Here is a 13,396-nt window from a genome sequence, read left to right as displayed (position 1 = left end):
ATGCGCATGATCTGTCTTTAGGCAATCGGAACGAGGGGCCGCGGCCCGGCCGAGGGAGCATCGCCCGGGCCGCAGCTTGGGCTTACGGCTTCACCGTCGCCTCGACCTTGGTCAGCTTGTAGATGTCGGGCGAGGCCTCGCAGGGATCGCAGTTGATGCCGGGCTGGTTGCTGGCCTCGGTCACCTCGGCGGGCAGGGGCTGGATCGTCGCCCCGGCGACCGGCGTGCCGTTCAGCGCGGATTCGACATTGACCTCGGGCAGCAGCACCGGGTTCAAGACCTCGCTGACAAAGGAGGACGGCACCTTGGACGGCGGGAAGACGTTGCAGCCATCGGTATAGCTGTCGCCGGTGCAGACCTTGACCTTGTCGGCCGGAACCCAGGGCAGCGGATATTCGATGTTGTGCGGCGGCAGATCGCGCTTCTTGGTCAGGACCTCCATCGCCAGTTTGAAGGCATAGCCGGCCTGGGCGGGCGGCGAGCCGGCCGAGACGCCCTTCAGACCCTTGGCCTGCATGTCCGGATCGGCCAGCGCCAGGCGGAAGCCGGCGGAATTTTCGCCCGTCATCGGCACCAGCGGGTGGCCCGCGTCGAGAAGCGCCTGGATCGCCCCGTATTCGCCAGCCTGCGCCCAGATGCCCTGCACATCGGGATGTGCGGCAAGGGCCTTGGCGGTTTCCTGCTGCGTGGTGCGGTCATCCCAGTAAGAATAATATTCGGCGACGACCTCGATGCCGGGATATTGCTTGAAGATGCTCATCGCGCCATCGGTGTGCCGCTGGTCGACCGAATTGCCGGGCACGCCGCGCGACAGGAAGATCTTGCCCTTGCCGCCGAGTTCATTGACCAGCGCCTGGGCGGTGTTCTCGCCAAAGCCCGAGGACAGGTAGCTGACGTTATAGGCGCAGCTTTCGGTCACGGTGGCGTCGTACATGAAGAACAGGACGCCCGCCTCGCAGCCCTGCTTGATGGTGCGGTTCAGCGCGGTGGAGGAGATCGGGAAGCTGATGATCGCATCGGCCCCGGCGTCTATCATGCTTTCATAGGCCGAAATCTGCCCCTGGGGATCGGTGCCCGAGATATTCTCGATCAGCTCGACCTCCTTGTCATAGGGGGCGGTGGCGGCCAGCGCCTTGACGATATTGGCCGCCTCGGACTGCCAGGCATTGCCCGAATAGCTGAGGCTCAGATAGATCTTGAACTTGTCGCCATCCTTGGCCTGGGCCTCTGCCGCCCAGATCAGGCCAGACGCGGCCAGGGCAGCCGTGGCGACCGAATTCTTCAGCCAGTTGAAGTGCATTGTCGTCTCCTCCTCCGTTGGGGTTGGCTGCGGCGCGCCTTGTCTCAGCGCCAGATCGTCCGCAGTTTCTGAAACAGCTCCTCGCGCAGCAAAAGCAGCGCAAAAAGCACGATCGAGCCTTCGATCACCGTCCGAAGGCCGAATTCGAGACCGAGCGCCGAGATGATCGTGCCCAGCGTGGTGAGCAGGATTGCCCCGCCGACGGTGCCCAGATAGGTGCCGCTGCCGCCCAGGATGGACGATCCGCCGATCACCACCGCCGCGATCGAGGGCAGCAGGTAGTCATCCCCCATCCGCAGCGTGGCGCCGTTGGAATAGCCGACCAGCGCGATGCCGACGAAACCGGCGCACATGGAAGAAAGCACATAGGGCAGGATCTGCATGGCGGTGACCGGCACACCGGCGATGCGGGCGGCCTCCAGATTGGTGCCGATGGCATAGAGGTAGCGGCCAAAGATCGAGCGGCTTTGCACCAGCCAGCCCAGCCCCACGAAGCCCACCAGAACCACCACCGGCATCGGCAGGCCGAAGAGGCGCGCCTTCATCAGGGCCACGGCGGCAAAGGGCGCCGCCCCGCGCGGCGTTCCGCTGGTATAGCCCAGAAGCGCCGAGGCCACGATGATCGACATGGCCATGGTCATGATGAAGGGCGGCACCCTAAGGAACACCACGCCGCAGCCCGACACCAGCCCGACCAGCCCGCAGATCACCAGCACCACCGGCAGCAGATACCAGGCCCCCGGGTCGCTGGCGCCCACCCAGCTGGTGGCGAGGATGCCGCCCAGCGTGATGACGGCGGGCAAGGACAGATCGAGCCCGCCCGACAGGATCACCAGACCCTGACCATAGGACAGGACCACCAGAAAGAAGCCCAGCACCAGCACGGTTTCCACCTGCGACCAAGAGCCGAGCGCCGGACTGACGAACCGCGCGCTCAGCAGCAAAAGCACGCAAAGCACCGCCACGGTCACCGCGCTGATCGTCTCGCGGCTGATCCGGGCGCTGGCCCGCTTGTCGCCGGCTTGGGCGAATTGCCCCTTGGTCTGGCCGATCTGCTCGGTCATTTTCTGTCTCCGATCCGGGTCAATACGCCGCTGAAGACCACGGCGAGGATCAGCGCCACGCCTTGAAACATGCCGGTGTAGAAGGATGAGACACCGGAGGAGAACAGAACCTTCTGCAGCAGCATCAACAGCGCCGCCCCCATGACCGAGGCGAAGATCCCGCCCCGCCCGCCGGAAAGAGAGGTGCCGCCAAGCGCCACCGCGGCAAAGGACAGCATCAGCAGCGGCGTCCCGGCATTGGGGTTGCCCGTGGCGGTCTGCGCGCTGAGCATGAAACCCGCGATGCCGTAAAGCGCGCCCGCCAGCATATGGGTGAGAAAGCGCACCCGCAGCGTGTCGATCCCCGAAAGCCGGGCCGAAGCCTCATCCGCGCCGATCGCATAAAGTGCCAGGCCAAAGTTGGTGCGGCGGATCAAGAGCCAGATCCCCACCACCGCCGCCACCACGAGGCCAGAGACGGGCAGCGTCTTCCACAGCCGGTCGGTCATCTGATCGGCGGTCCAGTTCGCCACGGCTCCACCCGGCGCCTTCAGGATCACCAGGGCGATGCCCTGGCAGATGATCATGGTGGCCAGCGTCGCCGCGATGGATTGCAGCCTCAGCACGGCGACCAGAAGGCCGTTGACCGCCCCCACCGCCAGCCCGATGGCGATGCACATCAGCAGCGAAAGCACGGCACCGGCGGGACCGTCGAGTGGATAGACCGCCATCGTGACATTGCAGATCGAGATGACCCCCGCCACCGACAGATCGAACCCGCGGCTGATCACCACCAGCGCCTGCCCGGCGGCCGCCAGCGCCAGGGGCGCCGTGTTGTTCATCAGCGAGGCAAAGGAGGCCGTCGTCAGCGCCCTCGGCTGCTGATAGGCGTAAAGCGCATAGAGGATCAGATAGATCGCAAGGATCAGCCCCGCCCCCTTGGTGAGCCGGATCAAAAGCCCCTGCCAGGCCGGCGCTATGCTGTTTTCCGTCTGGACAAGGCTCATTGGATAGGCCCCCCGACCGGCGTGCTGCGGCCGTGGATCGCGGTGACCAGCGCCTGTTCGGAAATCGCGGCGCCGGCGAATTCCTGGCAGATCCGCCCGTCGTAAAGCGCAAGGCAGCGGTCGGCCAGTTGCACGACCTCGGGCAGTTCCGAGGAGTAGAACAGCACCGATCCCCCCGTCGCCACGAAGGCGCGCATCGCGGCGTAGATGGATTGCTTGGTGCCGACATCGACCCCGCGCGTCGGGTCAAACAGCAAAAGCGTGCGCGCCCCGGTGGCGAGGGTGCGGGCGACCAAGGCCTTCTGCTGGTTGCCGCCGGACAGATCGCCGATGGCAAAGCCCAGGTAGCGCGGGTTCATCTCGACGGCGCGGGCGGCGGGCAGGGCGGCGCGCAACTCGGCCTGCGGGCCGATCAGCGTGGCCACTCCGGCCTTGGGCAGGATCGGCAGGACCACATTGGTCGCCGCCGAAAGGCCCGCGAGAATGCCCTCGGTCTTGCGTTCCTCCGGCAGATAGGCGATGCCGCTGCCCGCCTTCAACGCCTGGCGCGGGCTGGTGATCCGGGCCGGCTGGCCGTCGATGGCGAGGCTCCCCCGTTCGGGGGCGGCAAGACCGGAAAGAATGCGGAACAGCCCGCGCTGGCCCTGGCCCTCCAGAGCGGCGAGGCCGAGAAGCTCGCCGGGGCGCAGATCGAACGACACCTCGCGCAGCCCTTGCCCGCCCAGACCCTGAACCGACAGCCGCGCCGCACCGGCAACCCGCGCCGAGGACGGGTTCTTGCGGGCGGAATGATCGACCCTGCGGCCCACCATCATCTCGAAAATATCGTCATCCGAGGCCGCGGCGAGGCTGACAGAGGCGATCGAACTGCCGTTGCGCAGCACGGTGGCCTCGGCGCAGATCTGGCGCACCTCGGCCAGCCGGTGGGAGATGTAAAGCACCGCGACGCCCTCGGCCGTGGCCCGCCTGATCCGCTCGAACAGCCAGTCGGTCTCCGCCAGGGCAGCGGTCGGCTCATCGAGGATCAGAACCCGGCCGCCCTTTTCGATGGCGCGGACGATCTCGATGCGCTGGCGTTCGGCGAGGGGCAGGGCGCTGATCTGGGCCGCCGGATCGATCCGCCCGAGGTCGTGGCGGGCGAGGATGTCACTGGCCACCTCCATCACCCGCCGGGTCGAGACCAGACCGATCGGGCCACGCGGCAGGCTGGGCAGCAAGAGGTTCTGCGCCACCGACAGGTTGGGGACCAGGCTCAACTCCTGAAAGGCGGTGGCGACGCCAAGCGCCCGCGCTTCGGTGAGCGAGCGTGGCAGATAGCTTGCGCCGCCAAGCTCCATCGTGCCGGCATCGGGCTGCGCGGCCCCGGTCAGAACCCGCACGAGGGTGGATTTTCCGGCGCCATTCTCGCCCAAAAGGGCATGAACCTGCCCGGCGGCAAGGGCGATATCCGCCCTCTCCAGCGCGACGGTGGCGCCATAGGTCTTGCGCAGTCCGTTCGCGCAAAGCGCAATACGGCGCCCTTCGGGAACGGCCTGCGCCGCGCCCAGTCTGGCCTCTTTCATCGTGGTCTCCCCCCACTTCCTCAAGCCGCGTTCGGTGTGAGAACGTTCCCTGAGAACGTTCTCATTTGTGCATGACGAATCCCCTACGTCAAGAATTTTATTGGAGGGTGTCAGAGGGAAGGGCGCGGGTTGGAATTTAATGTAATGATTCCAGACGCCTGTGCGTCCGTTGAATGCCCGTGGCGGTGAGGCGGCGGCCCAAGGCCCCGCCAAACCCTGCCCGGCCCGCGGGATGGGGCAGCGTCCTTGCCTGCTCCTTTGCGGGTTTCAGCGGTGGTCGGTCTTGCTGACTCGCATCACGGCGCCTGCCAGACGTTCCAGCGGCAGTTCCTCCTCCACCGCGCCGGCGGCCTTCGCCTCTTTGGGCATGCCATAGACGACGCAGCTTTCCTCGTTCTGGCCGAAGGTGCGGGCATTGGCGTTGCGCATTTCCTTCAGACCGCGGGCGCCGTCGTCGCCCATCCCGGTCATGATGACACCGATCGCATTTCGCCCCGCCACCCGCGCGACCGAGCGGAACAGCACATCGACCGATGGCCGGTGGCGCGAGACGGGCGGGCCGTCCTTGATGTCGACCATGTAATTGGCGCCGCTGCGCTGCACCAGAAGATGGTGGTTGCCCGGCGCCACCAGGGCATGGCCGCGCAGAAGGCGGTCGCCATGCTTCGCCTCGGAAACGCTGATGGCGCAGGTGGTGTTCAGCCGGTCGGCAAAGGCGCGGGTGAAGGCACCGGGCATATGCTGGACGATCACGATGGCGGGGGAGTCGGGCGGCATCGCCTCCAGAAAGATCCGCAAGGCTTCGGTACCGCCGGTGGAGGCGCCGACCGCCACGATCTTCTCGGTGGTCTGGGTCATGGCGCCCGAATTGCCGGGCGCCGCCAGAATGACATCGGCACTGTGCTTGGCCTCGACGGCGGTGTGGCGCTGCAGGAAGACGCGGGCCTTGCTGGCCGCCCTGATGGTCTCGATGATGGTGCGATGGCTGTCGTCGAGAAAGGATTTCACCGCCATCTGCGGCTTGCAGATCACATCCACCGCGCCCGCCGCCATCGCCTCCATATAGGTGGCCGATTTGTCGGCGACGAGGGAAGAGCAGATCACCACCGGGATCGGGTGCTGCGCCATCAGCTTGCGCAGGAAGGTCAGCCCATCCATCCGCGGCATTTCCACATCCAGCACGATGACATCGGGCCGCTCCTGGCGCATCTTTTCCGCGGCAACAAAGGGGTCCATCGCGGCGGCCATCACCTCCATCGCCGGGTCGGAGTTGATGATCTCGGTCAGGCTCTGGCGGACGACGGCACTGTCATCCACGATCAGCACCCGGGTTTTCTTGCGCGGCGCTAAGCCGGGTTCATGCAGCATGGCTGGACTTTCGGTAAACGGAGGGGGCAACTTGGGTCAGATCGGCCGGCAGGGGCGAGATCGCCTCGGCATGGCCGGTGATCAGGTAGCCGCCGGGACGCAGGCGGCTGAGCACATTGCCGATCGCGGCGATCTTGTCCCTGTTTTCGAAGTAGATCAGGACGTTGCGCAAGAACACCACATCGGCCGTCACCTTGAATTGCGGTGACAGGTCCACGAGGTTGGCCCATTCGAACTGGGCCCTGCGCCGCAGATCGGGCGCGATGCGGAACACCGGTTCAAGCGCGCCGATTGCCGCCCCGGGTTTGGAGCGCAAGAGATAGCTGCGCCGCAGCTCCTCGCTCAGGCCGGAAAGTTCGCTTCTGGCAAAGACCGCGTTTGCCGCCCGCACCAGAACCCGGCGCGAGATGTCGGTGCCGTGCAGGCCCCAGCGCAACCCGCCCGGCATGGCCTGGCTGTACTTGTCGAGGACGATGCCCGCGGTCCAAAGCTCGGAGCCGATCGAACAGGCGGCCGACCAGACGAACAGGGGCCATTCCTTGCCGGCACCGAGCCTGACCAGTTCGGGCAGGCCAACCGTGCGCAGAAATTCGTAATGCCCGCTTTCCCGGAAGAAATCCGTCGTATGGGTGGCCAGCGCCTCGACCAGATGCTGGGCTTCGCGGCCGCCATCATCGCTTTGCAGCCGCCGGATGTAGTCGCCGACCCCGGCCATGCCGAGTTCGCGCAGGCGGCGGTTCACCCGCAGGGACAGAAAGCCAAGATTGCCGGAATCGACATTGATGCCGGACAGGCGCTTGACCGTTTCGACGATCAGGGCAGCATCGCGCGGCGCTATGGCTTCGGTCGGATCGCTGGTGCCAACCAGCAGGTCTACGATGGCTCGATTTGCTGAATTGCGCATGGGTCACTCGAAATCAAAGGGGCCTCGCAGGTCGTCCGCCAAAAGCTTGCTGAAGGACAAAACGAAGACGAGGCGACCCTCCAGCCGCGCAACCCCTTCCAGGACAGAGGAATTCCAGGTGCCAAGCGCGGTCGGCGCCGCCTCGATCCGTTGCGGGGGAATCTCGGTCACCGTACGCACCCGGTCCGCAATGATCCCGATGGCGGATTTGGTCGCACCGCCGATTTCCAGCACGATGATGCGCCGGTCGGGCGAATTCGGGTCGGACCCGAGGCCCAGCTTGCTTTGCAGGTCGAGGACGGCCAGCCCCTGGCCGCGCACGTCGATCATGCCCAGAAGCTCCATCCCGGCATTGGGCAGGGGGGAGACCGGTTGCATGTCCAGGATCTCGCGGACATCGCGGACATCGGTTGCCAGGGTCTGCGCCCCCATGTCGAAGGTGACATAGGTCGCGGCCTGATTGGCCTGTGCCACCTCCACCTCACCTGGTTCATCAAAACCCATGAAAGCGGCAGGGGGCGTCGCGGTGGTTGCTTTGGCCAGGGCCATCAAGACACCTCAAGGTTTTCGGGGACAGAGTGGGGTGCCGGGATCGGCCCCCCGCTGGGGATGCCGTTTTCAGTAACGCTCGAAATCCTGATCGGAGACCTGGTCCGGCCCCAGATCCACCAGTATCCCGTTGGTCCCGGTCCGCCGCGCGGTGGAGGCGACCGGCATTTCCGCGGCCTTCGGCTTCAAGGGCGTCACGGTCGCGCCGGAGCGGCCTTGCTTGGCCGAAGCCACCGGGCGCTTGGCGGATTTGCCAAGCGGATGATGCGCCGTGCGGTCCGCCTCGGTGCCAAGATCGAAGAAGCCGATGACCCCATGCAGCGACTCGGACTGCGAGGCGAGTTCCTCGGAAACCGAGGCGGCCTCGGTCGCGGCGGAGGCGTTGCTTTGAATGACCGAATCGAGCTGGCGGATCGCCTGGTTGATCTGATCGGCCCCGGTGTTCTGTTCGCGCATCGCGGTCGAGATTTCCTGCACCAGATCGGCGGTGCGGCGGATGTTCGGCACCAGAACCTGCAACATCTCGCCAGCTTTCTGGCTGACCTCGACCGTCTTGCCGGACAGGGCGTTGATCTCGCCCGCGGCCTGCTGACTGCGCTCGGCCAGTTTGCGCACTTCCGAGGCGACGACGGCGAAGCCCTTGCCATGCTGCCCGGCGCGGGCCGCTTCGACCGCCGCGTTCAGGGCCAGAAGGTCGGTCTGGCGGGCGATTTCCTGAATGATGGTGATCTTGTCGGCGATGGTCTTCATCGCGGCCATCGCCTCATCCACCGCCTTGCCGCTGTCGATGGCCTGCTGCGCCGACTGCGTCGCGATCTTTTCGGTCTGGGCGGCATTGTCGGCGCTCTGCCGGATATTCGCCGTCATTTCCTCCATCGCGCTGGAGGCCTGTTCCGCCGCCGCCGCCTGTTCGGTCGCCCCAGAGGACAGCTGATCCGCCGTCGCATTCATCGCATGGGCCCCGTTGGCCACCGCATTGGAGGCGGCGTTCATGTCAGAGACGACGGCGCGCAGTTTCGAAACCATCACCTCGAAGGCAATGCCCAGCGAGTCATCCTGCGAGCGCCGTTCGGTGGTGACCGTCAGATCGCCCTTGCTGATCCGTTCGGCCACCGTGGTCATTTCGCGCAGCGACAGGCTCATTTCGCCCATGGCTGCCAGCAGATCGCCGACCTCGTCCTTGGCGCTGGTGGTCGTGTCCGACCACAGATCGCCGATCGCGACCTTGCGGGCGACCGAGACCGCGCGGCCAAGCCCGCGGCTGATCGTGACGGAAAGCCAGATCGCAGCGATGGAACCGCCGATGAGGGCAAGTCCCGCCATGGCCAGCAACAGGCTGCGCTTGGCGTTGTAATCGGCCTGGGTGTTGGCCACGTTCTGCGCCATCGTCTCACGGGCCATGCTGACGATCTTGCCGGACAGATCCATGAGCTTGGCCTGCTCTGCCGCAAAATCGCCGTTGAGCATGTCCGAGGCCTTGACGCTGGACATCTGCATGGACAGGTCCAGCACCTGTTTCATCACGTCAGACCATTGCTTGAAACTGGCCATCAGCGCGTCGACATTGGTGTTCGTGCCCAGCCCGGTCAGGCCCTTGAGCTTGCTCAAGGCCTCGTCCGCCGACTTCAGATTGGCGGTGGCATTGGCGATCTCCTTGGCGATCTCGTCCTGATTGCGCGTGATGATCGCATTCTTTTCGCTGATCAGCGCCTTGTATTCCGACCTTTCGAACTGGTCCATCGCGTCTTCGAAATCGATCATCGGCACCAAGCCCGAGGCCACGGCATCGGCACGCACCTGATCGACCAGCTTCTCCATCTCGATCCGGATGCGCCGGCCATCGCCGGTCGACAGATCCGCGGCCTTCTGATCGGTGTTGGACCGCGAAATGGCGATGATCTGCGTCAGGATATCGCGCACCTTGGTGGTCAGCGGCGCCATCTGTGCCAGCGCCTGATCCGTCTTGTCATCGGCGACGTTGCGCAGATCGACGATGTCCTTGTCCAGGTCATCCTCGGCACCCTTGATGGCCGCCTCGATCGAGGTCATCTCATCGTCCGAGAGGGAGTTGATATGGCTTTTCGTCATGCTCTCGATCGACACCAGCGAAAGCTGAAGTTCGCCCGCAATCCGCACGCTTTCGGCGGATTGGTCGACGATGCTTTGCATCTGGGCATTTTCCGTGGCCAGTGCCGTGACCGAAATATAGGCCAGCCCGGACAGAAGACCCAGAATGGCGACGAAAGTGGCAGCGAGTTTGGTCTTGATGGTAAGGCGCATGGTGCGGTCCTTGCGAAAGATCGTTGAGGTCAGTTCATGCCGGTAGGCGCGGGCTCGGGGCGGAACAGGGTGTCACCGTTCAACACAACGACGAGGCCCTTGGGATAGCGCAGGACGCCCAGCACATAGATGTCGGGCCAGGGGGCGCCGAGGTCGGGCACCGCCTCCAGCTTGCCGAGATCGACGTCCACCACCTCTTCCACCGCGTCGGCCATGATCGCGAGCCGCAAGGGTTCGCCATCGAGCGTGGTCTCGATCACCACGATGCGGGCGGTGGATTGCGGTTCGGAGGGCTGCATCCGCAGCCGGTGGCGCAGGTCGAGGACCGGCACGACGGCGCCGCGCACATTGATCAGCCCGGGCGCGAAGGCGGGGGCGTTGGGCACGCGGGTGATATGGATCGGGTCGATGATCTCGTTCACGATTCTGACGGGTAGGCCGAAGGCTTCCCCCGACAGGCGCATGATCAGGGCCATTTCGGCGCCCTCGGCCAGGGCGGAGGTCACCGGCCCCTGGGATGTGGTCTCAAGATTCAAAGCGCGCCCTCCCTAAGCGGCATGACGGGTCTGGTCCTTCGCCGTCGCCAAGCGGGACAATCGGCTGACATCGGTGATCAGGGCCACGGAGCCATCGCCGAGGATCGTGGCCCCGGCAAAGCCTTCGACCCGGTCGTGATAGGGGCCGAGCGATTTGATAACGGTCTGATTCTGGCCAAGAATATCATCGACGACGAGGCCAAGCCGGGCCCCCTCCGCCTTGACGATCACGACCCGGCGTCGGGTCTCATTGCTGGGCGGGGCGCCGAAAGCGTCGATCAGGTCGATGAAAGGCACCAGCCTTTCGCGGATCTGCAGCATGGTGCGGCCGCTGTCCCGGCTGCGTTCCAGCGCGTCGAATTCGACGCATTCCTCGACCGAGGCGAGCGGGATGACATAGCGCGACGTGCCCAGACGGACCAGAAGCCCGTCGATGATGGCAAGGGTCAGCGGCAGGCGCAGGGTGACCCGCGTGCCCTGTCCCGGCCAGGATTGCACATCGACCGAGCCGCGCAGCGCCGTGACCGTGGTCAGCACCGCATCCATCCCGACCCCGCGCCCCGAGACGGAGGATACCGTCGCCGCCGTCGAAAACCCCGGCGCAAAGATCAGCTTGTGCAGCTCGCCCGTGGTCAGATCCTGTTCGGCACCGATCAGCCCGCGTTCGACGGCCTTCTGACGGATCGCCGCCGCGTCGAGTCCCTTGCCGTCATCCTCGATCGAGATTAGGATTTCGCCGGCTTCCTGCCGGGCCGATAGGCGCAGCCGACCCTGGGCCGGCTTGCCGGAGGCGGCGCGCGCCCCGGCTGCCTCTATCCCGTGATCCATCGAATTGCGGATCATGTGGACCAGGGGTTCGCTGAGACGGTCCAGCACGTTCTTGTCGATCTCGGTATCGCCGCCGAGGGTTTCCAGCACGACCTCTTTGCCAAGCTCGGTCGACAGATCCCGGACGACACGGCGGAACTTGCCGAAGACCATCTCGATCGGCAGCATCCGCACCGAAAGCGTCGCATCGCGCAGGCCGGTGACGAGGCGTTCGACCTCTTCGACCAGCCCTTCCAGCGCGGGGGCGTCGATGCCATCCGAAATCTGGCGCAACCGCGCCTGTGCGATCACCAGTTCGCCCAGCTGATCCAGGATCTCGTCGAGTTTCCCGGAGGAGACGCGCACGCTGTCGCTGGCGGCCTCGGCCTTGTGCCCGGTCGGCGGCTCCGGCGGTTTTGCGGCGGCGGGCTTTGTGGCTACCGTCTTCGTGCCTTCCACGGGCGTTGCCAGTTCCGGCTGAACCGCAGGGACGGGGGCGGCGTCGATTTCGCTGATGTCCAGTTCGGCATCATCGGCAAAGATGAAGACGGCCTCCAGCGCGGTGCGCGGCTGGCTTGTCGTCAGCTCGACCTGCCAGGTCAGATAGGAGATCGACGGATCAAAGGCATCGAGGCCGGGCACGTCGCTGGCATCGATCTGCGCCCGTCCGCTACCGAGGGCCAGCAGCTCTTCGATCAACCTTTCGGGCCGCATCCCGTTGTGCAGCGCATTGGGTGCCGGACGGAAGGTGATCTGCCAGCGGCGCTGGTTCTCCGCGACCGGTATCGCGGGTCGCCCGGCGTCAAGGCAGGCCTCGAGTTCGGACAGAAGCGCCGCAATCGGGGCGGATTTCACCAAAGCCTCCGCCTCGGGCGTGTCTCCACCGCAATCCAGCATCGCCATCATCTGGTCGCGCGCGCGCAGGACCACGTTGATGATCGCCTTGTCGACGGCCAGGTCTCCGGCTCTGATCCGGTCAAAGGCATCCTCGAAGTGATGGATGAACCCCGACATGAGGCGGAAGCCAAACATCGCCCCGCCGCCCTTCAGCGTGTGCAGGCCGCGAAAGACGGCGTCGATCATCTCGGGGTCAGGGTGCTGTTCCAGATCGAGGAGGGCGCTTTCCAGACCCTCAAGGATATCTTGCGATTCAAGAACATAGGCTTCGACGGCGGGGTTGAGGTTCACCATCGCTCAGCCCACCAGTTTCCGGGTGACCGCCAGAAGCATGTCGGCGTCGAAGGGTTTGTTCAGCCAGCCGGTGGCCCCTGCGGATTTGCCCTCGGCCTTGAGGTCGGCCTTGGTTTCGGTGGTCAGCATGACGATCGGCACGCCGCCGCCCTTCGGGTCGCGCCGGGCGTTGCGGATGAAGTCGAGCCCGTTCATCACCGGCATGTTCAGATCGACGATCACCAGAGACACGGTATCGGCGCGCAACTGCGCAATGCCCTCGGCCCCATTGGCGGCTTCGATGACGCGATAGCCCGCCCCGCGCAGGGTAAGGCCCACCATGTCGCGAATGGCCTTGCTGTCATCAATCGTCAGAATTGTCTTGGCCATCACTGGGGTTCCCTGCCTTGGAAGGTCTCGCTCGGATAGGTGGACGTGTCTTTCAGAAGCTGGCCCAGTTCGCGCTCTGCGATCGGGCCGAAGCCGAGAAAGCCATCCTGGCTTTGCAGGCTGAGCTTGCAGGCAATCGCGACCTGCAACGCGAAGACATTCGCATTGGGTTCATCGAATTCGATCAGAAGCGGGGTCTTGCGGGCGATCTGTGCGGCGAAACCCGTGCAGGCCTCGCCCGCGTTCTGAAGATCCAATTCGGACTGGATGAAGAGGATTTTATCAGTTTCCAATCGCGGCCCCCGTTCGCAAACCCATGACACGTCGATGGCGAGGGTAGGCAAACTCCTTTCCAAACCCGTTAATGCCTTGGAATTAGTCGGTAGAATTTGACTGGCTTAATTAAGTTTATCTTCAAGGAGATCCGACATATTCGCGGTTCCACGTGGCCCGGCCTCAAGGGCGCCAACACGACGAACC

12 protein-coding genes are annotated in these 13,396 nt (G+C 65.0%); all 12 read right to left on the bottom strand.

Annotated elements, in window-relative coordinates; all coding sequences use genetic code 11:
* Positions 1-82 precede the first annotated feature (82 nt).
* Entirely contained in the window at positions 83-1,300 is a 1,218-nt protein-coding gene (locus AC1DZT_RS14330; RefSeq protein WP_478007306.1) for a sugar ABC transporter substrate-binding protein, read from the bottom strand.
* 44 nt (positions 1,301-1,344) lie between these two features.
* Entirely contained in the window at positions 1,345-2,364 is a 1,020-nt protein-coding gene (locus AC1DZT_RS14325) for an ABC transporter permease (RefSeq protein WP_478007305.1), read from the bottom strand.
* Positions 2,361-3,350 (bottom strand): ABC transporter permease, encoded by a 990-nt coding sequence (locus AC1DZT_RS14320; RefSeq protein WP_478007304.1) that lies wholly within the window; start codon positions 3,348-3,350, stop codon positions 2,361-2,363. The genes AC1DZT_RS14325 and AC1DZT_RS14320 overlap by 4 nt, the downstream gene beginning before the upstream one ends.
* A complete protein-coding gene (locus AC1DZT_RS14315; RefSeq protein WP_478007303.1) occupies positions 3,347-4,912 on the bottom strand; it encodes a sugar ABC transporter ATP-binding protein in 1,566 nt (521 codons plus the stop codon). Before AC1DZT_RS14315 ends, AC1DZT_RS14320 begins: the two co-directional genes overlap by 4 nt.
* A gap of 267 nt (positions 4,913-5,179) precedes the next feature.
* A complete protein-coding gene (locus tag AC1DZT_RS14310) occupies positions 5,180-6,280 on the bottom strand; it encodes a protein-glutamate methylesterase/protein-glutamine glutaminase (protein WP_478007302.1) in 1,101 nt (366 codons plus the stop codon).
* Positions 6,270-7,184 (bottom strand): CheR family methyltransferase, encoded by a 915-nt coding sequence (locus AC1DZT_RS14305; RefSeq protein ID WP_478007301.1) that lies wholly within the window; start codon positions 7,182-7,184, stop codon positions 6,270-6,272. The genes AC1DZT_RS14310 and AC1DZT_RS14305 overlap by 11 nt, the downstream gene beginning before the upstream one ends.
* A 3-nt stretch (positions 7,185-7,187) precedes the next feature.
* On the bottom strand, positions 7,188-7,733 hold the full coding sequence (locus AC1DZT_RS14300; RefSeq protein WP_478007300.1) for a chemotaxis protein CheW: 546 nt from the start codon (positions 7,731-7,733) through the stop codon (positions 7,188-7,190).
* Between the two features lie 69 nt (positions 7,734-7,802).
* Complete coding sequence (locus AC1DZT_RS14295; protein ID WP_478007299.1) at positions 7,803-10,013, bottom strand: HAMP domain-containing methyl-accepting chemotaxis protein; 2,211 nt, start codon at positions 10,011-10,013, stop codon at positions 7,803-7,805.
* A 29-nt stretch (positions 10,014-10,042) separates the two neighbouring features.
* Positions 10,043-10,549 (bottom strand): chemotaxis protein CheW, encoded by a 507-nt coding sequence (locus AC1DZT_RS14290; RefSeq protein ID WP_478007298.1) that lies wholly within the window; start codon positions 10,547-10,549, stop codon positions 10,043-10,045.
* A 12-nt stretch (positions 10,550-10,561) separates the two neighbouring features.
* Positions 10,562-12,547 (bottom strand): chemotaxis protein CheA, encoded by a 1,986-nt coding sequence (locus tag AC1DZT_RS14285; RefSeq protein ID WP_478007297.1) that lies wholly within the window; start codon positions 12,545-12,547, stop codon positions 10,562-10,564.
* Between the two features lie 3 nt (positions 12,548-12,550).
* Positions 12,551-12,916: a response regulator gene (locus tag AC1DZT_RS14280; protein ID WP_478007296.1), complete on the bottom strand. Its 366-nt coding sequence runs from the start codon at positions 12,914-12,916 to the stop codon at positions 12,551-12,553.
* Positions 12,916-13,209 (bottom strand): hypothetical protein, encoded by a 294-nt coding sequence (locus tag AC1DZT_RS14275; RefSeq protein ID WP_478007295.1) that lies wholly within the window; start codon positions 13,207-13,209, stop codon positions 12,916-12,918. The genes AC1DZT_RS14280 and AC1DZT_RS14275 overlap by 1 nt, the downstream gene beginning before the upstream one ends.
* Positions 13,210-13,396: the final 187 nt, after the last annotated feature.

The sequence above is a fragment of the Rhodobacter sp. P1_C2 genome (assembly GCF_056406375.1).
The sequence above is the reverse complement of the archived record's forward strand: the minus strand, read 5'-3'. Positions and strand labels throughout refer to the sequence as shown.